Source organism: Desulfonatronovibrio hydrogenovorans DSM 9292 (assembly GCF_000686525.1).
GTDB lineage: Bacteria > Desulfobacterota > Desulfovibrionia > Desulfovibrionales > Desulfonatronovibrionaceae > Desulfonatronovibrio > Desulfonatronovibrio hydrogenovorans.
The window spans coordinates 40,706-65,304 of the sequence record NZ_JMKT01000012.1; the positions used below are offsets into that span (position 1 = coordinate 40,706).

The 24,599-nt window shown below is 51.0% G+C and carries 20 protein-coding genes and 4 tRNA genes; 8 read left to right on the forward strand and 16 right to left on the reverse strand.

The genetic code is table 11. The annotated features are described in order from the left end of the window. Positions 1-9: 9 nt before the first annotated feature. A complete protein-coding gene (gene alr / locus P771_RS0110855) occupies positions 10-1,119 on the forward strand; it encodes an alanine racemase (protein WP_035244438.1) in 1,110 nt (369 codons plus the stop codon). Between the two features lie 8 nt (positions 1,120-1,127). Beyond that, positions 1,128-1,988: an EamA family transporter gene (locus P771_RS0110860; RefSeq protein WP_028575161.1), complete on the forward strand. Its 861-nt coding sequence runs from the start codon at positions 1,128-1,130 to the stop codon at positions 1,986-1,988. A gap of 78 nt (positions 1,989-2,066) precedes the next feature. On the opposite strand, the gene P771_RS0110865 is transcribed toward P771_RS0110860, so the two are convergent. Beyond that, positions 2,067-4,823 carry a cation-transporting P-type ATPase gene (locus P771_RS0110865; protein WP_051617296.1) on the reverse strand — a complete coding sequence of 919 codons (2,757 nt, stop codon included), beginning with the start codon at positions 4,821-4,823 and terminating at the stop codon, positions 2,067-2,069. 446 nt (positions 4,824-5,269) lie between these two features. On the opposite strand from P771_RS0110865, the gene dnaA reads away from it, so the two are divergent. Continuing rightward, complete coding sequence (dnaA, locus tag P771_RS0110870) at positions 5,270-6,625, forward strand: chromosomal replication initiator protein DnaA (RefSeq protein ID WP_244147321.1); 1,356 nt, start codon at positions 5,270-5,272, stop codon at positions 6,623-6,625. 108 nt (positions 6,626-6,733) lie between these two features. On the opposite strand, the gene P771_RS0110880 is transcribed toward dnaA, so the two are convergent. Further along, the gene (locus tag P771_RS0110880) at positions 6,734-7,471 is read right to left on the reverse strand and encodes a UPF0280 family protein (RefSeq protein ID WP_028575164.1); all 738 of its coding nucleotides are present in this window, start codon (positions 7,469-7,471) and stop codon (positions 6,734-6,736) included. A 209-nt stretch (positions 7,472-7,680) separates the two neighbouring features. Here P771_RS0110880 and P771_RS0110890 point away from each other — a divergent pair, with 209 nt between their 5' ends. Further along, on the forward strand, positions 7,681-8,508 hold the full coding sequence (locus tag P771_RS0110890) for a glycosyltransferase family 2 protein (RefSeq protein WP_028575166.1): 828 nt from the start codon (positions 7,681-7,683) through the stop codon (positions 8,506-8,508). Positions 8,509-8,590: 82 nt separating this feature from the next. On the opposite strand, the gene P771_RS0110895 is transcribed toward P771_RS0110890, so the two are convergent. Beyond that, a complete protein-coding gene (locus P771_RS0110895; protein WP_028575167.1) occupies positions 8,591-8,950 on the reverse strand; it encodes a molybdenum cofactor biosynthesis protein MoaE in 360 nt (119 codons plus the stop codon). 47 nt (positions 8,951-8,997) lie between these two features. Here P771_RS0110895 and P771_RS0110900 point away from each other — a divergent pair, with 47 nt between their 5' ends. Continuing rightward, positions 8,998-11,586 carry a tetratricopeptide repeat protein gene (locus tag P771_RS0110900; protein WP_150112184.1) on the forward strand — a complete coding sequence of 863 codons (2,589 nt, stop codon included), beginning with the start codon at positions 8,998-9,000 and terminating at the stop codon, positions 11,584-11,586. A gap of 53 nt (positions 11,587-11,639) precedes the next feature. On the opposite strand, the gene P771_RS0110905 is transcribed toward P771_RS0110900, so the two are convergent. The 7 genes from P771_RS0110905 to P771_RS17325 all read right to left on the reverse strand — a co-directional run bounded on the left by P771_RS0110905 (position 11,640) and on the right by P771_RS17325 (position 15,820). Then, positions 11,640-11,957, reverse strand: coding sequence for a TusE/DsrC/DsvC family sulfur relay protein (locus P771_RS0110905; protein WP_028575169.1), 318 nt, complete (start codon positions 11,955-11,957; stop codon positions 11,640-11,642). A gap of 180 nt (positions 11,958-12,137) precedes the next feature. Next, positions 12,138-13,862: a YcaO-like family protein gene (locus P771_RS0110910; RefSeq protein ID WP_028575170.1), complete on the reverse strand. Its 1,725-nt coding sequence runs from the start codon at positions 13,860-13,862 to the stop codon at positions 12,138-12,140. Beyond that, the gene (locus P771_RS0110915; RefSeq protein ID WP_028575171.1) at positions 13,859-14,590 is read right to left on the reverse strand and encodes a class I SAM-dependent methyltransferase; all 732 of its coding nucleotides are present in this window, start codon (positions 14,588-14,590) and stop codon (positions 13,859-13,861) included. The genes P771_RS0110910 and P771_RS0110915 overlap by 4 nt, the downstream gene beginning before the upstream one ends. Before the next feature lie 127 nt (positions 14,591-14,717). Then, positions 14,718-14,792: transfer RNA gene (locus P771_RS0110920), tRNA-Gly, on the reverse strand. A 7-nt stretch (positions 14,793-14,799) separates the two neighbouring features. Further along, a tRNA-Cys gene (locus tag P771_RS0110925) sits at positions 14,800-14,874 on the reverse strand. 7 nt (positions 14,875-14,881) lie between these two features. Then, a tRNA-Gly gene (locus P771_RS0110930) sits at positions 14,882-14,956 on the reverse strand. A 123-nt stretch (positions 14,957-15,079) separates the two neighbouring features. Then, on the reverse strand, positions 15,080-15,820 hold the full coding sequence (locus tag P771_RS17325) for a Rossmann-like domain-containing protein (RefSeq protein WP_051617277.1): 741 nt from the start codon (positions 15,818-15,820) through the stop codon (positions 15,080-15,082). 151 nt (positions 15,821-15,971) lie between these two features. Here P771_RS17325 and dksA point away from each other — a divergent pair, with 151 nt between their 5' ends. The 3 genes from dksA to P771_RS0110950 all read left to right on the forward strand — a co-directional run bounded on the left by dksA (position 15,972) and on the right by P771_RS0110950 (position 18,456). Then, positions 15,972-16,334: an RNA polymerase-binding protein DksA gene (dksA, locus tag P771_RS0110940; protein WP_028575172.1), complete on the forward strand. Its 363-nt coding sequence runs from the start codon at positions 15,972-15,974 to the stop codon at positions 16,332-16,334. A 150-nt stretch (positions 16,335-16,484) separates the two neighbouring features. Next, the gene (locus P771_RS0110945) at positions 16,485-17,969 is read left to right on the forward strand and encodes an NFACT RNA binding domain-containing protein (RefSeq protein WP_028575173.1); all 1,485 of its coding nucleotides are present in this window, start codon (positions 16,485-16,487) and stop codon (positions 17,967-17,969) included. 55 nt (positions 17,970-18,024) lie between these two features. Then, positions 18,025-18,456, forward strand: coding sequence for an iron-sulfur cluster assembly scaffold protein (locus tag P771_RS0110950; RefSeq protein ID WP_028575174.1), 432 nt, complete (start codon positions 18,025-18,027; stop codon positions 18,454-18,456). A 76-nt stretch (positions 18,457-18,532) separates the two neighbouring features. On the opposite strand, the gene clpX is transcribed toward P771_RS0110950, so the two are convergent. The 6 genes from clpX to P771_RS0110985 all read right to left on the reverse strand — a co-directional run bounded on the left by clpX (position 18,533) and on the right by P771_RS0110985 (position 24,124). Beyond that, positions 18,533-19,780, reverse strand: a complete 1,248-nt coding sequence (gene clpX / locus P771_RS0110955; RefSeq protein WP_028575175.1) for an ATP-dependent Clp protease ATP-binding subunit ClpX — start codon at positions 19,778-19,780, stop codon at positions 18,533-18,535. Positions 19,781-19,826: 46 nt separating this feature from the next. Then, positions 19,827-20,432: an ATP-dependent Clp endopeptidase proteolytic subunit ClpP gene (gene clpP, locus P771_RS0110960; protein WP_028575176.1), complete on the reverse strand. Its 606-nt coding sequence runs from the start codon at positions 20,430-20,432 to the stop codon at positions 19,827-19,829. 172 nt (positions 20,433-20,604) lie between these two features. Continuing rightward, positions 20,605-21,942 (reverse strand): trigger factor, encoded by a 1,338-nt coding sequence (gene tig / locus P771_RS0110970; protein ID WP_028575177.1) that lies wholly within the window; start codon positions 21,940-21,942, stop codon positions 20,605-20,607. A 98-nt stretch (positions 21,943-22,040) separates the two neighbouring features. Next, positions 22,041-22,124: transfer RNA gene (locus P771_RS0110975), tRNA-Leu, on the reverse strand. 118 nt (positions 22,125-22,242) lie between these two features. Then, complete coding sequence (locus P771_RS0110980; RefSeq protein ID WP_051617278.1) at positions 22,243-23,370, reverse strand: SPL family radical SAM protein; 1,128 nt, start codon at positions 23,368-23,370, stop codon at positions 22,243-22,245. Beyond that, a complete protein-coding gene (locus tag P771_RS0110985; protein WP_244147322.1) occupies positions 23,363-24,124 on the reverse strand; it encodes a hypothetical protein in 762 nt (253 codons plus the stop codon). Before P771_RS0110985 ends, P771_RS0110980 begins: the two co-directional genes overlap by 8 nt. Between the last annotated feature and the right edge of the window lie 475 nt (positions 24,125-24,599).

The following is a 24,599-nucleotide window of genomic DNA, read 5'->3' on the forward strand; positions in this document are numbered from 1 at the left end:
GGACAAAAAATGTTGAAAGTTGAGATCGATTTAACAGCCATCAGGCATAACTACCGATGCCTGGCCGGCATGACCCGGGCCAGAATCCTGCCTGTAATCAAGGCTGATGCCTATGGCCACGGACTTTTGCCCGTGGCTGCTGCCCTTGGTTCAGAGGGTGCGGACATGTTTGCGGTGGGTACAGTGGATGAGGCCTGTCTGCTCAAAAAGGAGGTTCCCGGGAAAAAGGTCTATTCTCTTCTAGGTCCGGCAGACCATAACGATGCCCAAAAGCTGGCCCTTTTTAAAATAGTTCCTTTCATCCATTCCTGGAGCCAGCTTAAAAGCCTGGTGTCCTTGACTTCAACCGGCCAGAGGCAAAGCATTGTTCTGAAGTTCGACACTGGCATGACCAGACTGGGTTTCAAACCTCAGGACGCTGAACAGCTGTGTCTTTTTCTCAAGAAAAGGCCGGATTTGATGCTGGAAGCGGTTTCATCTCACCTGGCCTGTGCTGATGATCCGGCAATGAGGGCTGTAACCAGCAGTCAGCATGAGAGGTTGCACAGGGTTCAGGAGATATTTCAGAAGCAGGGTCTGGATTGCATGAAATCCATGGGTAATTCAGCCGCAACCCTAGAAGAGTCCATGACCCCTGCCGACCTGGTCCGGCCCGGCATAGCTCTGTACGGGGTTAACCCGTTTCAGGGAACTGCATTTCAGTCTAAAGGGGCCGGGCTGAAGCCGGCCATGGAGGTGTCTGCACCAGTCCTGGCTGTCAAGGCCTTGAAAAAAAATCAGGGAGTCAGTTACGGTTTGAGTTTTACTGCGCCAAGAGACATGCTGGTGGCCATAATCGGGTGCGGCTATGCAGATGGTTATTCAAGATCCCTGTCCAACAGGGCCTGGATGAGTTTCAAGGGCAGCAGACTTCCGGTCCTGGGCCGGGTCTGCATGCAGCTCACAGCAGTGGATGCCTCTCAGGCCCCGGAAATAAGGCCCGGGAATGAAGTGCTGATCCTGGGCCGGGAGACGGGGTCAGGCATAAGCATTTATCAGCTGGCTGGATGGTGGAATACTGTTTCCTACGAAGTCTTGTGTGTGCTGGGTAAAAACCAAAGGACCTACCCGGGCCGGTAGCCAGTCTCATGTGGATAATTCTTTCCTTTCTTACAGCCGTTTGTGAAGCGGCCAAAGACGGTCTTTGCAAAAAATCCCTCAGAGACTTGGATGTATTTACTATTTCCTGGGTCTGGAAGGTCTTCAGCCTTCCATTTATTGTGCCCCTGATTATCCTGGCCCCTGTTCCGGAGCACCTTCCAAAAGAGTTCTGGGTAGCCTTAGTGGTGGGAGGGGGGTTGAATATCCTGGCCACTCTTTTATACATCAGGGCCATTAATCTGTCGGATCTGTCCATCACTCTGCCTCTGCTCAGCTTCACGCCGGTTTTTCTGCTCTTCACTTCCCCATTGATGGTGGGGGATGTGCCTTCGGCCCAGGGATATGCAGGGGTCTTTTTCATCTTTTGCGGTTCATATCTTCTGGGGATCAAAGACAGGTCAAGCCTGTTCAGTCCATTGCTGGCCATAGTCAAAGAGCCCGGGGCCAGACTGATGCTGGGAGTAGCCTTGATCTGGAGTGTAGCAGCCAATATGGACAAGATCGGGGTCACGGCCACCAGTCCGTTTTTCTGGGCAGTGTGCGTTCAGGGATTTATCTCCCTGGGTCTGACCCTGATCCTGCTTATGAACAGGTCGTCTCTTAAAGGCAGGATCCGGAGCAACATGCCTGTGCTGCTGCTCATTGGACTGGTTACTGGAGCTGGTTTTGTATTTCAGATGTGGGCCATAAAAATCGGCCTGGTGCCTTATGTCATTGCCATCAAGCGGACGAGCATCATACTGGGAGTGCTTATCGGAGGTCTTTATTTCCTGGAGCAGGACCTCAAGACCAGGATATGGGCGGCCACAGTCATGCTGGCCGGGGTGTTTCTCATCGCCCTCTCCTGAAAGACTCCCGGTTTTGGGCTGTGCCGGGCCTAACAGAGTTCCCGGCTGAAACTGATGCAGCAGGTCAACTCTGGCTGATTATCTCCTTTTACGGAATACGGCCTTTTCCATTTCCACCAGGATGAACACCAGGATTCCAAAGATCAGTATCCTGACCCAGGCCGCCGGATCAAGGCCTTCAGTCTGGAAGAGATACTGCATGGGCGGCAGGTAGGTGAAGCTCAATTGAAGCACTGCCAGCACAGCTATGGATATGAGGACCGGACGGCTGCCCATGATTCCCCTGATGGTCCATGACGGTTCAAAAATAAACCGGCTGTTAAAAAGGTAGAAGACCTGTCCCATGACCAGGGTGTTGATGGCAGCTGTGCCTGCCAGGTTCTGGGAGGCCCCGTCCAGGAGCATGAGTTTGTAATGCCCCAAAGCCCCGATGACCAGCAGGACCGAGACGAATCCTACCCGCCAGAGTAAAAAGCCGGATACAAGGTTTTCATCCGGGGACCTTGGCGGTCTTTTCATGACATTGGCCTCGGAAGGCTCAAAGGCCAGGGCAAGGGCCAGACTGACTGCAGTGACCATATTTATCCACAGGATCTGAGGGGGAGTTATGGGCAGGCTGAAATGTCCGGTGCCGTCCATGAGCCCGATTCCCAGGATGATGGAGGCTATCACCACCAGAGCCTGTCCGCCGTTGGTGGGCAGGATGAACAGGATGGCTTTTTTCAGGTTGTCGTAAACAGTCCTTCCTTCTTCCACTGCATTGGCTATGGAGGCAAAGTTATCGTCGGCCAGGACCATGTCCGATGCCTCTTTGGCAGCTTCTGTACCATTCTTGCCCATGGCCACTCCAACGTCGGCCCTTTTCAGGGCAGGTGCATCATTTACACCGTCACCGGTCATGGCCACGATATGGTTCTCGGCCTGGAGGGCCTTGACCAGCCTGAGTTTATGTTCAGGACTGGTCCGGGCAAATACGTCCACATCCGGGACAACCTGCCTGAGTTCCTCGTCGGTCTTTTTTTCCAGTTCCTGTCCGGTCAGGGCTGTTTTTCCGTCGCCGATGCCCAGCTTCTCCGCAATGGACAGGGCGGTCAGCACATGGTCACCAGTGATCATCTTGACCCTTATGCCGGCAGAATGACATTCATCTACGGACACGCATTCGCCGATGAGCCTGGCAGCAGCCTCAATGGCCTCTTGTCTGGGCGGGTCAATGATCCCGAAGATGCCCAGAAAAACAAAGTCCTGTTCAAGATCTTTATCTCCCAGTTCTTTCTGATCCGCCTGTACCTCCTTGACTGCCAGGGCCAGGAGCCTTTGACCTCTGGATGCGATCCTCTCCCCCTGCTGATGCCAGAAATCCCGGTCCAGATCCTGGTCCTTGTCCTGATGGCGCTGCTGGGAGCACTTTTCCATAACCCTTTCCGGGGCTCCTTTTAGGATGATCAGGTTCTGGCCATCATCCCACTGATTAAGGGTGGCCATGAATTTTTTTTCCGAGCTGAAAGGAACAATATCCAGTCTGGGTCTTTCCTTACTGGTCCGGTCATGGTTGAGCCCAGCCTTCATGGCAGCCGTGACCAGGGCTCCTTCGGTGGGGGCTCCGTCCAGCTTCCAGAGCTCTTGCTCCTGTCTGACCAGGGCATCGTTGCAGAGAAGGGCTGAGGTCAGGACATCCATTAAAATGGGGTGGTCCTGGGGATCAATGCTGTTTTCATCAAGGGTGAATTCTCCCTGGGGAGAATAGCCGGCTCCAGTAACTCCGTAAAGACGGTCAGCGGTCTGAATGTTTTGAACCGTCATCTCGTTTTTAGTCAGGGTCCCGGTCTTGTCCGAGCAGATTATGGTCACCGAGCCCAGGGTTTCTACAGCAGGCAGTCGGCGGATGATGGCGTTGCGTCTGGCCATTCGCTGTACTCCTATGGCCAGGGTAATGGTCATGATGGCTGGAAGTCCCTCTGGTATGGCCGCCACGGCCAGTCCGACCGCAGCCAGGAACATTTCGCCGGCACCGTAATCCCTGATTACTATGCCGAAGAAAAAGGTCAGCCCGGCTAAGGCCAGGATGGCAATGGTCAGAAAATGTCCGAATTTGGCCACCTGCCTCAGAAGCGGGGTTGTCAGGGTATCAACCTGGCTCAAGAGGGAACTGATCCTGCCGATCTGGGTCAGCTGGCCAGTTGCCACCACTACTCCCCTGGCCTGACCATAGGTGACCAGGGTGCCAGAAAAGGCCATCCCCGCCCGGTCGCCCAGGGAAGTCTCATCATCCACCTCATAGATGTTCTTGCTTACAGGGACCGATTCACCGGTAAGGGCTGATTCATCGATCTGAAGATCTTTGGATTCAAACAGTCTGAGGTCGGCTGGGACCTTGTCTCCTGCCTTGAGCAGGACCACATCGCCCGGGATCAGGTCCTGGGCCGGGATGTTCTGTCTCTCTTTGTCCCTTAAGACCACGGCCTTGGGGGCCAGCATGTTTTTTATACTGTCCAGTGATTTTTCAGCTTTTCCCTCCTGGATGAACCCGATAAGGGCGTTGACTATGGTCACCCCAAAGATGACCATGGAGTCCACCCATTCCTGAAGCAGGGCCGTGATTACAGCAGCAGCCAGCAGGACATAGATCAGTACATTGTGAAACTGAAGCAGGAAGCGGGTCAGGGGACCCCGCCGGACAGCCTGATCCAGCATGTTTGGCCCGAAAATGTTCATCCGTTCCCGGGCTTCATCTCTGCTCAGTCCGTCCGGGGATGAGCCGAGAATGTGCATGGCTTCCTTGGCTGGTACGGCATGCCATCTTTTTTTATTGATAATCTTGTCTTTATTGATCACAAATTCCCCCTTTAACGCAGGATAATTGAGATTATGCCTGAAACCTTTATCAAAGTCCACGGATGATGCTTGAAAAGAGAGTCATTTTTTGGCCGGCAGAAGTATGACAGCGCAGATCCCGGATCGGGCCGGACTGTACCGGAATAACTTTTTGGTTATTTGAAAAAGTAACAAATTGTATTTTTGAGAGAAAATAGAAGAAATTTAAAGAAAATCGAGTTATATACTGTTGAATAAAAAACTATTGCTGTTAAAACAAAGTGATTTTTCCCCATTTCATCTAGGGTTATTGGGGTGGGCCGGAAATACCGGTAAATTGGCCAGCTAGAGGGGTTGTCTCTAAAAAAGGTAGTCATGGCAAGGTGTTATCTTGTAAAGAATTAAAGGGAGGCTAGGGCGAAAATAGCAGCTTTTTCCAGGTTGCATGGCAGGGAAGATTTTGGGTAATGATTGCACCCATGATGAACGCATGGGAAAGAATCCGTCTAATCCTCGAAAAATCCTTGAAACCAGGCCTTTTTCAGCTATGGATAAAGCCCCTTAAGGGGGACTTTGACTCAGAGTCTTCGGCTCTGAAGCTTGAGGCTCCCAATGAGTTTATTGCCTCCTGGGTCAGGGAGAAGCTCAAGGATCTGATTCTTGAATCCTGTCGGGATGTCCTGGGAACCACGCCGGAGCTGACAGTCACCTGCGCCAAGGCCGCACCCAGAGGTCTGCCCATCGGGGCCGGGAAGTCCATTGCCAGGGAAGATCAGCTGGCACTTCCGGTCAAGGCCGCCCTGAAGACCACCACTGGTTTTCGCTTTAATTTTGAAGATTTTGTGGTCGGTCCTTGTAATGAGCTGGCCTATGTGGCCTCAAAGAGTTTCTGCAGGCAGAATGTTTCATCGGATCAGCTTTTTTTATGTTCTTCCACAGGTCTTGGCAAAACTCACCTGGCCCAGTCCATGGGCAGTCACCTGGCCGGATTATCCAACAAGAAAAGTATCCGTCTGGCTTACCTGACTGCCGAGGAATTTGCCAGCCAGCTGGTCATGGCCATAAAATCAAAACGCATGGAAGAGTTCAAGGCCAGGTTCAGACAGGAAATTGACGTGCTCATGCTGGAGGATATCCATTTTTTTCAGGGTAAGGAAAAGATCCAGAATGAGTTTCTGTCCACCATTAATTCCCTGCAGTGCCAGGGAAAAAAGGTTGTACTGACCAGCACCTTTCTGCCCAAGGAACTCAATGACGTGGATTCCAACCTTGTTTCCAGACTATGCCGGGGTTTTCTGGCGGTCATTGACAAGCCGGATATGGGAACCAGGCGCAAGATAATCCAGAACAAGGCTGACTCCCTCAAGGCAGATCTGCCTGAAGATGTTGCTGATTTTCTGGCCGGCAGGATTCAGAAAGACATTCGCCAGCTGGAAAGCTGCCTGCACAACCTGGTTTTCAAGGCCAGAATGCTCAAAGAAAGCATCAGCCTGGAGCTGGCCATGGAGGTGATCAAAAATTATGATATCCAGGATCACAAACTGGATATGGAGCAGATCCTTAAGCAGGTCTGCGGCCTGTTTGACGTATCCCTGGATGCAATCTGTTCCAAGAGCAGGAAAAAGCAGTATGTCCTGGCCAGGAATGTGGCCTTTTATGTTGCCCGGAGATACACTGATTTCTCCCTCAAAGAGATCGGCGGTCACCTTAATCGACGCCACTCAACGGTAATCAAGGGGATTACCAACGTGGAAAAGGAAATCTCCCGCAATTCTCCCCAGGGCAGACAGCTTCAGCAGACCATCAACCAGGTGGTTGTCTGATTTTTTTGTAGGCAGGGTCCTGGGCCAGCTGTCCCGGACAGTCAAAGTCCCCACGAAAAAATATTTTAACCCTTCCTAAAAGGATGATGGCATCCTTTTAGACTCAAATCAGATAAAAGTCAGTTCCATGTCTCCTACCACCAGCAGGTCTTCTCCCATCTGAGCCAGGATTCCGGTTATCCCTTTTTTAAACAGGCTGTTTTTATCCCTGCTGATTTCAGCCATGGATTTTCTGGTCTGGAGCAGGTTGCAGATGGCAGTTGCAGCTGCGTCAGCCACAGCTCCAGAGTTTGCCATGACCGCCACCAGGTCTCCTTTGCCCAGGCTCAGGGAGTGTCCTATGCTGGCTGATGAAGAACATACTGAGCAAGGGGTCTGGTCTTTTCTGACTGCAAGCCCCAGGTTCAGGGGCTCATGGGGATGAGGGAGAAGGCCTACCACCCGGTCTTTTTGGGAGCGGATGAAGATATCACCACCGTTTTCCACCAGGACCTCCTGGTTTTCCCGGGCCAGATAATCAGCAATATCCTGGGCCACTGCCCCGGCCACTGCAGCCATGGGCCCAACATTGAACAGCTCTGCTGCCTGGGCCATATTCCGGATTATATCCGGGGCAGTGGCCCTGACCTGGACAGGGCTCAGAGATGCGCCAAACTCAGGGTGAAGAAAAATATAGTTTTTGATTTGGCTGCGGATCATGTTCAGCCGTTCCAGAGCCCTTGACCTGACATCGGTTGTGCTGATGATGAACAGATCGCTCTGTTCAATGACCACCTGGCAACTGGTTTCTCCTGAGCCCGGCCTGCACCGCTTGCGGTAGGACCGGATATGATCCTGGCGGGTCATTGCCTGGCTCCTGATTCAAACTGTACCAGGGCAGTTTTGGGTTTGCCAGCATGGGCAGACCATGTTGACATCAGGGGACTTAAAGGATTCAATCTGAACAGCTGTTCGGATGAATCAAGGGAACTTTCCAGGAGGGGCTGGTCAGAACCGGGTGTTTTGTGCAAGGCTGATCATTCCGTTTTTTTTTAAGGGTTAACAGGTTGTTTGCTTTGAAGGTATCGGTTATTATACCAACATTCAACCGGGCCGGTTTTTTGAAAAAAGCCGTGGATTCGGTGCTTGGGCAGACTCTGGCCGATCTTGAGCTGATCGTGGTGGATGACGGATCTGAAGATGCCACCCGCCAGGTTCTGAACTCATTCAATGATAAGAGATTAAGGTACTATTATCAAGAAAACCGAGGGGTCTCTGCAGCCAGAAACCTGGGCCTGGACAAGGCCAGGGGAAAGTATGCCGCTTTTTTGGACTCTGATGACTACTGGCTTCCCAAAAAACTTGAACTCCAGACCAGGTTCATGGCCCAGTCCGGATTCAGGATTTCCCAGACCCAGGAGATCTGGATCAGAAACGGTACAAGGGTCAATCCCATGGCCAGGCATCGGCAGCCTTGCGGATGGATTTTTGAAAAATCCCTGGAGCTTTGTCTGATAAGCCCTTCCTGCGTGGTCATGGATATGGGGCTTGTCCGCCAGGGATATCGTTTTGATGAGTCTCTTCCGGCATGCGAGGACTTTGATTTGTGGCTGAAAATCAGCAGTGTTTGCAGAGTGGGTTTACTGCCCGAGGCCCTTACTGTCAGGCTGGGAGGTCATGCTGGCCAGCTTTCAGGCAGGATAATCGGCCTGGATCTGTATCGGATTTACTCCATGCTTGGTATTGAGAAGGGCGGTGGGTTAAATTCTGAGCAGGCGTCCGCCCTGGACAGGGTGCTTTTGAAAAAGGCTCAAATCTATCTGAAGGGATGTCTGAAACGGGCCAGGTTTCAGGAAGCTTTGCGCATAAAAGAGCTGTTGAAATCAAGACCCGGGAAGGGCTGAGCCGGTTTTTGGCAGGGCGGGCAAGGCGGACTAAGGTTTTGCCTGAACCAGCCGTTATATATAAATGGGTTTTTTTGGCTTTTCAGGGGATCTCTCTTTTGACCACGGCATCTCTTTTTATGGTGTCCAGTATATCTGCCAGGACAGGCTTGACGTTCTCCCGGATGTCTCCGGCCACTATTATGAAGAGCAGATCATCGCCGGGTTTAAGTAAACCCCGGGCGGCCTTGACAACTATCCTGAAGATGCCGGGCCGTTTTTCAAAGCGCTTTCTGATTTCTTCCAGGGCCTGATAATCAGGAGTGACTTCAATTGCTGAAACCCTGGACCGGTCCTTTCTGGACCAGGCCCTGACCACTCCGTTGTGAACCAGGAGCATACCAACATTCTGGGAAAACCCCGGTTCTTTTTTCAGGTCTGCTATGGTCTTGGATATGTCCATTGTGAATCCTTCCCAAATCAAAATGTTTAACTGATATCCGGTGCCCCATGCATAATCTATCATCTCTAGTTGATCAACTGCCCAAGGTAGAATTTCCGGAAATGGTGAGCCAGGGTTATTGTGTCTGGATGGTCTGGGGGGACCAGCTGCCAGAGTCAGTTCCTGAAACCTTTTTCAGTTTTGGAGGATGGGAGGTGGCCTCCACTGACCAGCAGAGCCTCTGGGTTTTTCCATCAAAAGAGGTGGTTTTTGCCTGTGCCCAGGTCTTTAAATGGTTGAAGAGCAGTGATACAAGACTGACCATCAGGGTCTTTCCGGTCAGGATCAATATCGGAAAAGGCCTTGAGCATTCCCTGGGCATTGAAGATCGGATCCTGGAAATGGCTGCGGACCGGCCAAGTGACTTTGAAGTATGGATGCACCTCAGACTCAGGGAGGCTGTGGCAGGGGTGCACACCCTCAAATTTGAGCTTCCGGCTTCTTCCTACCTGCCCTATTCAGATCAATGGTATGTTTTCAGGGCTGGAGAAAAGGCTTCTTTTTTCAGCAAGTTTTCCTGGTTGTTCATCATGGGACCGGCCCAAGCGTCTAAAGATTCCAAGATCAGCCAAAAATGGGAACAGCAAAAAAGGCTTGTCAAGGATATTTCCACCCGGCTGGGATTCACATTTAAAGAATCAGATGAAAGCCTGAGGATCCAGATAGACGGGATCAGGCAGCTCAGGAGCTGGGCTCTGGAGATGCTTACGGTTTTTCAGGGACTGAAGGAAGGAAAGAAATTGTCCTGCCTCATGGTCTGCCTGGAGCGAAATGAAAGCAGACCAGGGTCCCTGGACCTGGATTTGCCTGATCCGGATTGGAGCCAGTTCAAGCCGGATGTCCTCTATCTTCCGCTGAAGAATGTATTTCAATTGGGACCGGGTTTTGAACCGGCTGATCCAGACCCTCAGTCCAGGGAAAAAAGTATTTCCGATCTGGTGGGGATCAGGGTCAATACCAAGATGTTTGGTGAAATGGACCAGAGGCTGAATGTTTTTCTGCCCAAAAGTCTTACCCAAGGTAAGTACGATCCCTGCTTTTACTGCGGTCTTAAATCGCACCGGATTGAGGGGTGTCCGTCCCGGAACATGTTCAGCCTTGACCCTGTCTGGGGACAGCTGGAAAAAACAGGTCTGGAGGAGATATCCCAGGGACTGGAAAAGCTTGACCAGGAGCTTTCATCTGGAACCGGTGTGGAAGACATACTGCAGCAAAGTACCTTGTCCGGAACCATATTGCGGGCCGTATTTTCAATCAATCATCCGGCCCAGCACCGGACCATCAGGCTGGTCTGGAGAAGCAGGGGGAATGACTGGCCGGATGGTTTGCGTCAACTGTCATCCTTTGAAGAGGTCCAGGTCTGGAGTGCCCTGGAAAACTTCCGGATGCGCCAGTCGGGTTTTGCCGAATCCAGTGCCAAGAAATTATGTCTGAGGCACCCCAAGGATTATCAGCCTAAAACCCTGCTGGGGTTCATAGCCCTGGAAAAAGGTAACCCCAGGGAAGCCCAGAAGTACTTTGATGAGGCCATAGACTTAGGCTATACTTCCCTGCAAAAGGCTTATCATCACTATCTTAAAGGCCGGATGAAGGAAACAGCCAGAGATTATGTCCAGGCCCAGAGTCATTACCAGGATGCAGAAAGGATTGCCCCCAGGATGTATGAAGCCCGTTACAGGCAGGGAGTCTGTATGGTCAAGTCAGGGCATATCGATCAGGCCCTGGGTCTTTTCTGGAACCTGATCAAAAATGACCCTGTATTCTTCAATTATATCCTGATTGATCCGGAGCTTAAGGATGGCCATGTCCATTTCATGTCCAGCCTTTACCCCATTTGGAAATCCGCGGTCAGGGAGGCTGGTTCAGCTGAGGATCTTTTTCCCAAGCTCGAAAAAAAGATATCGGACTGGTTTGATGCTGATCATCCTTCCCAGAACCAGTTCAACCAGCGTCTGGATTTTTTGCGCCAGTATTCAGGCATTGATAATTACGTTGCCAGGGCCAGGATTGTTGAAGGATCCAGAAAACTTTTTGATGACATTGCCAAAAAGATTGAAGAAGAGGTTATCCTGCTTAAAAAAGACCAGCACAGCCTAGTCAAAAGGCTTAGGGAGATAAAAAGCGAGGTGTCCTGGTTCCCTCTGGCCGGCCTGCTCCTGGCCAGGTTCAACCGGGTAGCTGGTCAAGCATTTGCAGATTTGAAGAAAGTCAGCGAAACAGACCTGGGTACGGCCTCAGGATTCAGGAAAGGACATGAACTCATCCGTTCGGCCAGGGAGAAGATCGGGATTCTGGCGAAAAAACTGTCTTACCTGAAAACTGTGAGGGATGGACTGCTCTTTATCCTGATCATGTTCAAGACTTTTTTGTGGACCATTGTGATCGTACTGGGGCTTTCTCTGCTTGCTGTGCCTGGAGCAGCATACCTTGGGATGCGCCATGGAATGGGATGGGCCTATTCCATGGTGGACCAAGTCGGGATAGTCTTTCAGCTGGGAATGGTCATTGTGGGCATATTTTCTCTTGGCCTGGCTGCCATTCTGACGGTGCTTGGCTTTGAAAAAAAGAAGGCCAGATATTTGAGCTATCGCGAATAAAAAAGGCGGACTCTAAAGAGTCCGCCTTTGAAACATTGAAAAGCAGGCTGTGTTTATACACATCCTGTAGGCTTGGGCAGCCCGGCCATCTTACAAGCTCCCTTTCCAGGTCCGGAGGGGAAGAGTTCGTAGATGTGTTTGAGTTTGAATCCGGTAACCTTGGACAGGATGCGAACCATGGGTGCGATACCGTTTTTCTTGTAGTAGTCCTGCAGGAACTCGATGACCTTTTTGTGCTCGTCAGTGAGTTCCTTGATGCCTTCGCTTTCCTTTACATATTCAACCCATTCAGGGTTCCAGTCCTCAAACCTTTGCAGGAAACCATCTTCATCAACCTCAAACTGATTTCCCTTAAATTCAACAACTGCCATGCTAATACCTCCTTAATTAATTTTTACAATAAGAGCACTGACCAAGCCAGTGTCAAACGCATGCCGCACTTGAATCGTAAAAAAAGCAATATTAAAAAACCTGTTTAACAAAACATACTTAATGTAAAATCCAGAACACTTTTTTGTCAATGCCTTTATCTCTAAAAAATTACTATATCCTCACAATCTTATTTCATCAAGGGTTTTTCTTGCGTAGGAAAGATCAGGATCTAGTTCCAGGGCCCTGGTGAGCATGTCCGCGGCAGCTCTGCTTCGTCCTGTCCGGTGATAGCATATTCCCAGGTTGGCCATATCCGTTGCTGAACCACTGTCCAGTTCCAGGGCTTTTTGAAAGTCAGAGGCTGCAGTTTCAAACTTGTCCAGCTTGAAAAGAGCCACCCCCCTGAGATTGAAATATTCCTTGACCAGGGGATCAAGCTCGATGGCTGTATTCAGGAATGGAACAGATTTCTCCCATTTTTGGCTATGGGAAAGAGTGTATGCACTGTAAAAGGAGCAAAGAGCCCGGGATTCGTTGTCGGGCTGAATATCCTGGGCCTGCCTGAAAAGATCCAGGGCTTTTTGGGATTCATGCCTGCGCATGAATGCTATCCCTTTGTAAAAAGGGATGAAAAAAGAATCCGGATAAATTTTTTCCAGCATTCCCAGGCTGGTGACAGCCTGGTCAGGATCAGTCTCTTCAGCCAGAATTCTGCCGGTAATCATACCTAGACTTGCATGACGGGTGCGCTCCCGGAATTGGAATCCGGGCACAAAATTATAGTTGGCAGGAATTTTCAGGTCAGCATGCATGGTGGAAAGGGAAAACAGTTCAAAGCCCAGTGAATTGAGGCCACTGCACAGTTTCTTCAGCTCCACCCCCATATCCGGATGGGAGATATCCGGCAGGGAGTCCAGGGATACCGCCGGCCCCCGGGTCAGCCATTTGATCTGGTCCAGGGATGTGTACTTGGGCAGCCCTGAGGCTTCGTAATTGCTGCCGCTGTGAAAGTCGCCGGCCAGCTGGGCGATTTCGGTCAAGGCCCGGACAGCAGCCTTGGTCGGCGAAGTGGCGGTTCCTGCAGTATATACAATTTCACTCAGCCCTGGAAAATTGGCTGGATCATAGGCCAGGGCCCCTACAGTGGGGGCTGGCATGTCCAGAGTGAAATCCTTGAGCCAGACCTTGATGTTGTTTTTGGCGAACTTGTCCAGCAGTTCCTTGAGAACCGGGTCTGCTGCTGATTGAAGGTCAATGGTGGGGACAGGGTCCTGCCTTGAGTCGATCAAGGCACAGCAATGCCTTTCAATCAGCTCGCATCCACCCTGCAGGATGGATTCTTCAAAGGTATTTCCAGCACTGCACCCATTGAATTCATTAAGTTTTTTGAACCAGGTGTAAGGAATGTAGAATTCCTGGTCGCGGCCCATACAGGTGGCTCTGGTGAATTGCCAGGTTACCAGAGAAAGGACCTGTTCTGCCTGGGAAGGGCTAATATCCTCGTTTACTGATTTGATGATCTCGGTAATGGGAATGAGTTCATGGGGCCAGGCTGAACTGGCCTCATTCCAGGTCATGGAATGGAAGTTGGCTGGATTGCTGATGAAGCTGAAGTAGGAAAACCTCTCAGCCAGTTCCATCAGGGCTGAAGCTTTGGCCTGGACAGGAGATGAACCTTTGCCCATCTGTTTTCGGGTGGGCATGACCTCTCTGGCCTTTTCGCCGCAGATACTTAAATACACCGGGATGTCCAGCCTTCCAGTGTCAATCCTGCGCAGCTGAGAGAGGATTTCCCGGCCCTGTTCGGCAAAGGCGGCGGTGGCTCTATCCACGGTTACCTGGGGAGTCACAGCCTTGTCCGCGTCAGCCGTGTATTTTTTCAAGGAGTTCTGAATGGTGATCATGACTTTTTGGCCTTCATCCGGTAAATGGCGCACAGGAATTTTTCCGCTGGGCCGGAATCAGACTGTCCGCTTTTATATCCGATGTTTTTCTGGTCAATATGAAATTCCCTGGCAGCCGGTTGAAAGAACTTCTTGGCTTGCCTGCGGTAATCTGCAGCCAGGACCACCTGGGCTTGGGGATCTGATTCCAGGTGGGCCAAAAGAAATTTGACCAGCCCTCTGTACCCGCTTTCTTTGTAAAATATTTCAGATCCAATAATGTACTGGAAACGTTCATCCAGACGGTCGGCAGTGAAATCAACCAGGGCCACCCTGGCCCTGTGCTGGAGGTTGTTTTTGAGGATATTGATTTTGGCGAACAGGAGAGCTTCGGGACTGTTGTCGGACAGGACAACCTCAAAACCCCTTGCTGCAGCAAATAGCCCTGCCAGGCCTATACCGCTGCCTAGCTCCAGCATTTTTTGGGGGTGTGGATCAGGAGAAAGGGAAACAAGATAGTAGCTTAAAAGGATTGATGCCGGCCAGATCTTGGCCCAGAAAGGAAGTTCGATTTTGTCGGCCGGGCCTTCGGCCAGCAGGTCTACATATTTTTCAAGATCGGCTATTTGCAGGATTTTGAGGCTGTAGTCTCCTACAGTTACATCCTCAAAAACAAGGTCGAATTTCTGAGAAGCCGCTTCCATAAGAGCGTCCAGGTCGTTTTCAAGATATAATCTAGAAGATTGCAAGGTGTCCTCCCCTGTAGGCCGGGCACGATGTGTCCCAGGGCCCTGGATTGCAAGATCCTGTATGATATGATGCTTGGCTGCTGGAAAATGGGTGTCAGTCGGATTGCTCCGTACATAACGTAATGTTTGGAGCGGGAGACGGGATTTGAACCCGCGACTTCAACCTTGGCAAGGTTGCACTCTACCACTGAGTTACTCCCGCAGGAAAATGGAGGCGGCATCCGGATTTGAACCGGAGAATGGCGGTTTTGCAGACCGCTGCCTTACCACTTGGCTATGCCGCCTTTGCTCTGGAGCGGGAGACGGGATTTGAACCCGCGACTTCAACCTTGGCAAGGTTGCACTCTACCACTGAGTTACTCCCGCTTAGGAGAAAAAGTTTGATAAGGCAGAGCTGAAAAAGTGTCAAGGATAATTTACCTGTAACTCAGGCGGAATAAACCTGCTGGACCTGAGCTGTCTGGCCGGCTGGATGAAAGTACAAATACTTCAGGTCATGATCCTTGACCTGGTCCTGACCATGAAACTTATCCCTTCAAGGTTTCTGAAGGCAGTTCCATGCCGGATTCCCTGGACAACCCTGTCAACATCCTGGACTACAATGCCGCCCAGGTAGTCCAGACCAAGGTCCAGCAGGCTGTCTCCCATGGGGGTGCTGGGGCCCAGCATGAATTTGATGGCCTTTTTATCGGCCAAGGCCAGAATCTCGGCCAGGGAGCTATTGAGGAGGGTGGTGGCAGTGATGGCAACCAGGTCGGCCCTGGGCAGGAAGTAAGATTTCATGCTTTCCGGGAAGTCGGAGCTCTGAGGCTTTTTTTCAAGAACCCAGAGGTTCTTGAAAACACCCCTGATCCTGTCCACAAAAGGGAAGTGCCCGACAACAGCTACGTTTTTTCCGGCACCCAGGCTCTGCAGGAGGTCCTGGATTTTAACCGCCTGTCCTCTGACTCCGGGATTGAGCAGAGAATTGACTGCAGCCAGGCCCCAGCAGGCATGGCCCGTGTTTTGCTGTCTGAGCAGGCCAGCCAAGCCGTGGCAGGACAAGTTAAAGGACTCTTTGGCCATCACTTCCGGACAGCCGCCCGGAAGTCTTGAGCAGAGTCCGGTTCCCTTTTGATTCTGAACAGCCACCATATGGGCACCGGCAAAGGATCCAATGCTGGGTAGATCAGCTTTTGATCCGGCTTCCTGGATCAGGCAATCAAGAATATGACGCTGGGTTGTGATCATAAAGTAACACGAAACTGTTATACCGGCTCTCAACACTAGACATGGTATGCTCAATCCTGGTGTTATACAATATAAAAGTTTGGGGATATCTTTACATTTGTCTGGATTTGGTTTAGTATAATTAATTTTAATAAAGAGGAGGAAATTGCCCATGAAGAATTCCGACTTTGAATATTTCCGGAACCTGCTCAGGAACATGCGTGAGGAAATTCAGCAAAAAGGTGAGAATACCATTGAAGACATGACCGAGGACCGGGAAATGTATGCTGATCCGGCAGACCGGGCCTCGGCTGAGTCTGACCGGGCCTTTATCCTCCGCTTGAGGGACAGGGACCGCAAGCTCATTTATAAGATTGATCAGGCTCTGGATCGCATTGATGAAGGCAGTTTCGGGATCTGCGATGAGTGCGGGGAAGACATATCCATCCCCAGGCTCAAGGCCAGGCCGGTGACCACCCTTTGCATCAAGTGCAAAAGCAGGCAGGAACAGCAGGAAGCAATGCAGGGCGATTAAGCAGGATCACGGCTCTGCAGCCGGTCCCCTGACGGAAGACATCTCAGCCGTCCAATGACCAGGGCTTGTCAGCCCCCAGCCTTTTTTTGTCTCTTTATGTCTGGCCACAGTCAAAAAGCAACACTGTTTTGATCTGAATCTGCAAGGACTATGGAAGCCAATTTTTTTCGGTTTGCAGCCCAGGAGCTTTTTTTGCTAATCAAGGGGCTGCGGATGGAAAATGTCTACATGCCCGGTTCTGACCTGTGGGTCTTTTCATTTGGCCGGGCCGGAAATCTGATTTTTCACCCATCACCCAGAAACGGCTTTTTTTTTCTCTCCCCGGAAAAACCGATTAATCCTCCGAGTCCTTCAGCCCGGGTCATGTGGCTGCGAAAGAGAATAAAGAATCTCCGGATTACCGGGCTGATGAACTTCTGGCCTCAGCGCAGGATGGTTTTTGAGCTTTCACCTAGCCGGGTTTTCCTGGCCCTGGATCTGAAACAGGGCCTTAGTCTTGAGCATACTGCTCCATCTCCCCCCACCCCAGTGGACTGGCCTGATCTCAGACAGATTGTGGCAGATCAGGATATTTGGAAAATGTACCCCCATATCACTCCCCCACTGAGGTCCGCCCTTGGGCAGCTTGACTCTGAAGATGCCCGAAAGCTTCTGGAGGACCTGTCGCAAGCCAAGCCCAGGGGGTTTTACATCCTGACCAAACCCGGGAAAAAAGAGAGTCTGAGCTGTTTTCAGGCCAGCCCGTGGCTGGTTCGCCGGACCTTTGACAGCGCCCTGAGTGCAGCTTTGGAGTTCGGTCTTCCCAGGGTTCAGGCCATGGTTGACCGGACAGCGGATAAAAACCGGGCCGACCAGGTCCGGGTCAGGAGAATCCGGAAGAATCTGGAAAAAATTGAACAGGACAAAGAGAGGCTGGCCCGGATGATCGAACTTTCCCGGGACGGCGAATTCATCAAGTCCAACCTGTATCGACTGAACCCGGATTCCAGGCAAAAGGAGATATCTTTGGTTGAGCCTGATGGAACGGCTCGGACCTTGTCCCTTCGACCTGAGCTGACCGTCCGGGAGAACATGGAGCGGTTTTTTAAGAGGGCTGCCAAGGGCAGGCGGGGGCTTGACTTTGTCAGGAAAAGGGAAAAAGAACTTCAGAAAAGTCTGAGCAGCCCCTATGAACATGAATCCACAGTCAAGAAGGACGGGGTCAGTTCCAGGAAGGCCGGGACCGCAGGAAAAAAGGCAAAATCAGGATCAGAAGTTCATTATTACCGGTCCAGCGACGGTTTTCTCATTTTACGGGCCAGAAACAGAAAGGCAGGGCACAGGCTTTTGAGTACCGGCGCAGCCCGGCACGACCTGTGGTTTCATGTCCAGGGCGGGCCAGGTGCACACGTTATTTTGAAACGGGATCACGACCTTGTTCAGGTGTCCGAACGCGCCATTGAAGAGGCTGCCGGACTGGCTGCCCTGGCCAGCTATAAAAAAGACGATGCCAAAGCCGGGGTTTATTGCGCCAGAGTCAGGGACGTGCGCAAGGTCAAAGGACTTGAGCAGGGGATGGTCCATGTGGACAGGATGCTCAGGACTGTTCAGGTCAAGCTAGACCCTGACCTGGAATCGAGACTGAGGCAGACATGAGCCTGGCTTTGACCAGGGACTGAATTATATTCACATTTCACCGGAGGTAATAGCCTTGACCAAGGACTTGAACAGCCATCTTGATGAGCTGCAGCAGAAGATTTTTGATCAAACTCTTGAGGCCTACGGGTCGGAGGTTTATGAGCGCTGGAGGAATCCTGCCTACATGGGCCGGATGGAAGGTCCCCACGGAAGCTCGCGTTTGACCGGATCATGTGGGGATACTGTGGAGATCTATTTAAAAGTGGAAGATCAGCGTATCTCCAAAGCCATGTTTTTCAGTGATGGGTGCGGCCCGAGCGTTGTTTGCGGCTCTGTAGCCTGCGAGCTGGCCCTGGGCAAAGACCTGGAGGATGCAGCATCGGTAACTGGGCAGGATATTCTGGAAGTGCTCAAGGGTTTGCCTGAAGACAAGAAACATTGCGCCTTTCTAGCTGCCAGAGCCCTGGAAGAGGCTGTGCATGACTATCTGGCCCAAAAGCCATGAAAAAAGGCCGGACCTCCTAAGGTCCGGCCTTAAAAACTGCTGGAAATCATTGATGGAATCTGGTCAGAGTACCGGATCAGGCTGATTTGGCTTCCTGTTCGTAAATGAGCAGAGGCTCAATACCGTTTTCCACCACTGCCTTGTTTATGAGGCACTCTCTGACTCCGGTCAGTGAAGGGAGTTTGTACATCACTTCCAGCATGATGGATTCCATGACATTCCTGAGTCCCCTGGCACCGGTTTTTCTCTCCAAAGCCTTGCGGGCAATGGCCTTGAGGGCGTTCTGAGTGAATTTGAGCTTGATGTGATCCAGGTCGAGCATCTTCTGGTACTGTTTGACCAAAGCATTTTTGGGCTCGCTCAGGATCTTGATCAGATCGCCTTCTGTCAGCTCATTTAAAGAGGAAACAATCGGGATGCGACCAACGAACTCGGGAATCAGCCCGAATTTGATCAAGTCTGCCGGATGAGCCTGCCGAACCAGGGAGTCAGTAGTATCCTTTTGCTGCTTGTTCAGATCGGCGCCAAATCCCATACTGCTTTTACTTATCCTCTGTCTGACGATATTATCCAGACCGATAAAGGCTCCACCTGCAATGAACAGGATGTTGGAGGTGTCCAGACGGATGAATTCCTGCTGGGGATGCTTGCGGCCTCCTTTGGGGGGAATATTGGCTTCAGTACCTTCAATTATCTTGAGCAGAGCCTGCTGGACCCCTTCTCCTGAGACATCCCTGGTGATGGAAGGGCTGTCGCTCTTGCGGGCTATCTTGTCGATCTCGTCAATGTAGATTATCCCCCTGGCTGCTGCTTCCAGATTGTAATCTGCATTCTGCACCAGCTGAACAAGGATGTTTTCCACGTCTTCGCCAACATAACCGGCTTCAGTCAGGGTGGTTGCATCGGCTATGGCAAAAGGGACCTTGAGTATCCTGGCCAGGGTCTGGGCCATGAGGGTCTTGCCCGATCCAGTGGGGCCTATGAGCAAGATATTGCTCTTGTCCAGCTCCACCTCGTCTTTTTTCCTGGTGTAGCGGATCCTTTTGTAGTGATTATATACTGCTACAGCCAGGATCTTCTTGGTTTCATCCTGACCTATGACATAGTCGTCAAGGGCTTTTTTGATTTCTGCAGGGGGAAGCAGGACCTCCCCTTCAAAGCCTTCTTCAACATGGTCCTGGGCAATGATTTCGTCGCAAAGGGCTACGCATTCATTGCAGATATAAACATCAGGACCAGCTATGAGCCTGTCCACTTCATCCTGAGTCTTCCCGCAGAATGAGCAGCACAGGTCATAGACGTAAGGCTTTTTCTTGTCAGCCATTTTGCACCTCGGATTGCTGTTTATTTTTACGGTTCCGGCTGAATCATCAGCTCATTTTATCAATTTCAGCCCTGGAAGTGAGTACATTGTCAATGAGGCCGTACTTTCTGGCTTCATCTGCACTCATGTAATAGTCCCGGTCAGTATCGTGCTCGATTTTAGAGAGCTTGGCTCCGGTATGTTTAGCCAGGATTTCATTGAGCTTGGCCTTGAGCCGGATGATTTCCTTGGCCTGGATGTCGATGTCAGTGGCCTGACCCTGGAATCCTCCCATTGGTTGATGTATCAATATCCTGCTGTGGGGCAGAGAATAGCGCATTCCCTTCTGGCCGGCTGCCAGAAGCAGGGCTCCCATGCTGGCGGCCTGGCCCAGGCAGAGAGTAGCCACTGGTGCAGAGATATACTGCATGGTGTCATAAATGGCCATGCCTGCAGTAACTGAGCCACCAGGTGAATTAATGTAGAAATTGATCTCCTTTTCCGGATTCTCCGACTCCAGAAATAAGAGCTGGGCGCAGATGAGGTTGGCGATGTGATCATCAATGGGGGTCCCCAGAAGGATGATCCTGTCCTTGAGCAGCCTTGAATAAATGTCATAAGCCCGCTCGCCACGGCCTGTACTTTCTATGACAATGGGAACATTATAGCTCATATTTGCTCCTTGATTAATTTTGAGTGGTTCCGTGAAGTTCAAAGAAAGCAACGGAACTTGGATTATAATGAATAAGAATTCAGCAGGAAAGTCAATGGCGGGTCCGGGCTTTTTCCAGTAAAGCCGGTGATTCGGCAAAAGGCCTGATCACCGGCTTTGAACAAATGCATGATCAGGCCTTTTCCTGTGTCGGTTCATCCTGGACCTGAGTTTCAGTTTCGGCCGGTGGAATTATTTTGACTTCCGCGTTCTTGTAGATCAGCTCCATGGCCTTGTCAGCCAGGAGACTGTCTTTGAGGGCGAACATGAGGTTGTTCTGCTCGTAGAAGCTTTTCAGTTTCTCATAGTCCTGCCCACTGGAACTGGCCATGTTCTGAATGTATGAGTCCATCTCCTGCTGTTCAACAGTGAGTTCTTCTTTGGCAGCTACAGCCAGCAAGAAGAGCTGGGATTTGACCATGTCTTCAGCGTCAGGCTTGAACTGTTCCTGGAGCTGTGCATGGGTCTGGCCCAGGGACTCGAAGTTTTTGCCTTTTTTCTCAAGACTGCTTTTCAGTTCAGCAATCTTCTGCTCGATCCTTCCCTGGACCAGAGACTGGGGAAGTTCAAACTCCACTCTGGCCTTGAGTTCATCCAGGGCCTTTTTCTGGGCTGTGCTTTTGTTGAGCTGCTTTCTGGAGCCAATGTATGATTTTTCAATGACTTCCTTGAGCTTGTCCACACTTTCAAACCCGCCCGCCTTTTGAGCCAGTTCATCGTCAACATCAGGCAGCTTTTTCTCCTTGATGGAGTGCAGGGTGACCTTCATCAGCACTTTCTGCCCAGCCAGGTCCTTGTTGAGAAAGTCATCCGGAAGGGTGATCTCAGCCTGGTCAGTGCTTCCAGGAACAAGTTTTTTTACCAGATCTTCAAATGCTTCCAGGGCATTCCCTTCGCCAAGGGTCATCTGAAAATTCTGGGCCTTTACTCCCTCCACTGGCTGGCCGTCTTTAAAGGCTTCAAAATCGATGACCACGGCTTCGCCGTCCTGAGGAGATCTTTCTTCTTCAATAACAACCAGTTCGGCCAGGTTGTTCCGGATACGCTCAATGACCTGCTCTACTTCCTGAGGGTTGACGACCACTTCCTCTTCTTCAATGGTTATTCCGGTGTATTCGGGAAGTTCAAACTCAGGGGCGACTTCAAAACTGATGGAGTACTTGAAGTCTTCACCCCGGACCAGTTCACCGGCGTCCACATCAATGCGGGAGACCGGATTGATTTTGAGTTCGCTTAAGATCTGATTGATATGCAGGTTGATCAGCTCAGTGGTTGCCTCTCCATAAATCTGCTTTTTGAACTTACCCTCAATAACAGAAGAAGGGACCTTGCCCTTGCGGAATCCTTTTATGTCAACATCCCTGCGGTACAGGGCCGTGGTGGCGGCCAGGGCTGCATGAACTTCTTCAGCCGGAACCTCGATCTTGATCTCTTTTTTTACCGGGGAAACATCTTGTACATTATAATCCATAAAAATCCATCCTCCCTTGGTGTATTTGAATGCATCCGGTTCTGCCCTGACCGGAACTGCAAGTGAAAGCCCTTTGCCCTGCAGACATGGACCTTCTATGGTGCGAGAGGGGGGAGTTGAACCCCCACGGTAAAACCGCTGGATCCTAAGTCCAGTGCGTCTGCCAATTCCGCCACTCTCGCCAAAAGCTAAATATTAAAAATTATCTTACCCAGAAAGGATAGTCAAATAAAATCAGATCATCTTTCCAGGCTGCATGTGGTTATAATGTCCTGGCTGGCAACAGACCCTGGCTGGAGATCAAATTGCCTGTTTCAGATCATTAAAACCAAGTTTTAACAGGTGGCTGCCCAAACCGCCCAGGTCAGAGGGAGTGTATCCCAGGACCTGTTTCCAGACCATGTCCGACTCCATGCAGAAATAAAGCTGCCGGGATATTCCACCCTGCCTGAGCAGGCCTGTGATGAACCGGAACTGCTCGAGCCTGAGGGGAAGCACAAGCCTTGATTTATTGTCCAGCCCGGTTATGAATTCATTGAAAATATATTTGGATTCCGGATGATTGTCCTTGATGATTTTTTTCAGTGCCGGCATGAACCTGAATGATCCCATACTGATATAAGCTATGTCTTTGGGGTTCAGGTAGCTGAAGATCATTTCAACGGCCCGGGCATAGCCCTTTTCCCATCCCGGGTAGTGAATGACCGGGTCAAAGTGCAGGCAAGCCCGAAAGCCGGCCTGAGCACATTTGCGGGCGGCCTGGAGTCGATCTTCCAGACAGGAGGCTCCGTGCTCCTCCCTGGCAATGATTTCCGGACTGTTCACTGACCAGGCCGGCAACACCCTGTCCGGCCTTTTGACCTGCTTCATCCAGGTCAGGTCAATGATCTTGGATTTTAATTCCAGGCAGACATTGGGGTGATCATTCAGGAATGTCACCAGGTCGGCAGCGTATCCAGTCAAGTATTCCAGGGCCAGGGAGTCATTGAATTCTCCGGTTCCCACCCGGAAAAGCCGGCCTCTGTCCCTGCCAAAGGTCTGGTCCAGTTCCTTCCACAAGTCATTCTGGTTGGCCCAGACCTTGATGACCCTGTCCTGAAAGTAGGCCTGCAGGATACAATAGCTGCAGCCAAGGGGGCAGTTTTCTCCGGTATGGATAATCTGGTATGCGCAGCACCTGTAATGTTTAGTGCCTGGACAGGGGCGGAGAAACCTGCCCTTATAATGCTTCAGGTAAATGACCAGAGAATTTCCAGGCTCTGCACTCTCTTTTTCTGTCTGATCCGGATCAAGTAAGACCACAGGAATGCGGGGCAGCTTTTGGAGTATTTTTCTGGTCAGGGGAGAGTCGTGGACTTCCCTGTCCACGATGATCTTTTCAAAGGGTGCAAAGCCAAATGGGGTGGCTGGCAAAGAAGAATTATTCATGGATGCTGACCGGCCACTGATCCAGGATGCTGGAAGAGCTGATTTCCTGAAGCTCCCCCAGAGCCCTGTGCAGGTCCTGCTGGTTTCTGATTCTGGCGGAAAAGATCAAGTCAGTGGATTCAAAGTCATCCCTGTGCCGAACCTGCCAGAGACTCCGCTGCTCCAGCTGTCTGAGACTTTGCCTGGTCCGGTTTTTCAGGCGGGAAAAGACCGGGTATCTGGCCTCAAAGACCTTCTTGAGGATCTTTTTGGTCTTGTCAGCCGGAGACTGATTTGACTGGAGGATTTGGTCAAGACTCAGGCGATCAATGGTTGTCCTGAGGCTTTGGCCATTATTGGATGCCTGTTCAGAGATCCAGGTGATGAAGTTCAGGCTGTTGTTTTTGGACCAGCCCAGGTCCTGGAAAAATGGAAAAAGTGGTTCCAGATCGTTTTTCTCCTCCAGGGCCAAGAGGAGTTCAGCGCATTCCAGACAGATATTGCCACGGCTCAATGGCTGGTCCCAGGACCTTGGGAGGCTGAGCCAGGCTGTCCACAATGAGTGGAGTCTGGTGCCTGGATCAATGCCAAGGAGCAGCCAGGATTCAGGTCCTGGTCCGTGATGGTCGGCAAAGAAACGCAGGGCAGAGATGACCCTGCCGACCGTCAGGTTCCGGGTGAAGTTGGAGCTGAGATATAAAAGCCCCCGGTGCTCAGGCCCTGCTTCAGGGATCTCCAGGGCCAGCACGGCCTGGTTCAGGGCTTTCTGGGCCATATATCGCCTGTATCCTGAAATCAGGATCCATCTCTGCCCAGCCGGCATGACAAGGACAGGATTCAACTGGCCAAGGTCTTTTATGTTCTGGATAAAAATCCGGTCCGGTTCTCTGGCCCAGAAAAGGCAGGGATCTGTTGGATCGATTTCTGCGGGGCTTAAATGAAGTAATGAAGGAAGATTATTCATAATATTTTTTATATTTTAATCTCAGCATGTTATGTTGATTATGGGGTCAGGAGCAACTTGACAACTTTTAATTCATCTTTCAATAGGACATAATCAAACGGCTTGCAGTGATATGAACAAAACATGCAGTGGGTTTACCTGTAGGCCTTGGCGATGTCCAGAGTTGCTGAACTGGATCGCTGGTTTTCCTGTTCAGATACCTTGGCGGACTGGATGGGATTCTTTGAAAATCCATGCCTTTCTTTGGGTAGTGTGGGGCATCGGTTCTCCAGGATACTGCGGTCCC

Excerpts from the sequence above, each read along its gene's own strand:
- alr (WP_035244438.1), top strand. The coding sequence starts at position 10 with ATGTTGAAAGTTGAGATCGATTTAACAGCCATCAGGCATAACTACCGA.
- P771_RS0110860 (WP_028575161.1), top strand. The coding sequence starts at position 1,128 with ATGTGGATAATTCTTTCCTTTCTTACAGCCGTTTGTGAAGCGGCCAAA.
- dnaA (WP_244147321.1), top strand. The coding sequence starts at position 5,270 with ATGATTGCACCCATGATGAACGCATGGGAAAGAATCCGTCTAATCCTC.
- P771_RS0110880 (WP_028575164.1), bottom strand. The coding sequence starts at position 7,471 with ATGACCCGCCAGGATCATATCCGGTCCTACCGCAAGCGGTGCAGGCCG.
- P771_RS0110895 (WP_028575167.1), bottom strand. The coding sequence starts at position 8,950 with ATGGACATATCCAAGACCATAGCAGACCTGAAAAAAGAACCGGGGTTT.
- P771_RS0110900 (WP_150112184.1), top strand. The coding sequence starts at position 8,998 with ATGCATAATCTATCATCTCTAGTTGATCAACTGCCCAAGGTAGAATTT.
- P771_RS0110905 (WP_028575169.1), bottom strand. The coding sequence starts at position 11,957 with ATGGCAGTTGTTGAATTTAAGGGAAATCAGTTTGAGGTTGATGAAGAT.
- P771_RS0110910 (WP_028575170.1), bottom strand. The coding sequence starts at position 13,862 with ATGATCACCATTCAGAACTCCTTGAAAAAATACACGGCTGACGCGGAC.
- P771_RS17325 (WP_051617277.1), bottom strand. The coding sequence starts at position 15,820 with ATGATCACAACCCAGCGTCATATTCTTGATTGCCTGATCCAGGAAGCC.
- dksA (WP_028575172.1), top strand. The coding sequence starts at position 15,972 with ATGAAGAATTCCGACTTTGAATATTTCCGGAACCTGCTCAGGAACATG.
- P771_RS0110945 (WP_028575173.1), top strand. The coding sequence starts at position 16,485 with ATGGAAGCCAATTTTTTTCGGTTTGCAGCCCAGGAGCTTTTTTTGCTA.
- clpX (WP_028575175.1), bottom strand. The coding sequence starts at position 19,780 with ATGGCTGACAAGAAAAAGCCTTACGTCTATGACCTGTGCTGCTCATTC.
- clpP (WP_028575176.1), bottom strand. The coding sequence starts at position 20,432 with ATGAGCTATAATGTTCCCATTGTCATAGAAAGTACAGGCCGTGGCGAG.
- tig (WP_028575177.1), bottom strand. The coding sequence starts at position 21,942 with ATGGATTATAATGTACAAGATGTTTCCCCGGTAAAAAAAGAGATCAAG.
- P771_RS0110980 (WP_051617278.1), bottom strand. The coding sequence starts at position 23,370 with ATGAATAATTCTTCTTTGCCAGCCACCCCATTTGGCTTTGCACCCTTT.
- P771_RS0110985 (WP_244147322.1), bottom strand. The coding sequence starts at position 24,124 with ATGGCCCAGAAAGCCCTGAACCAGGCCGTGCTGGCCCTGGAGATCCCT.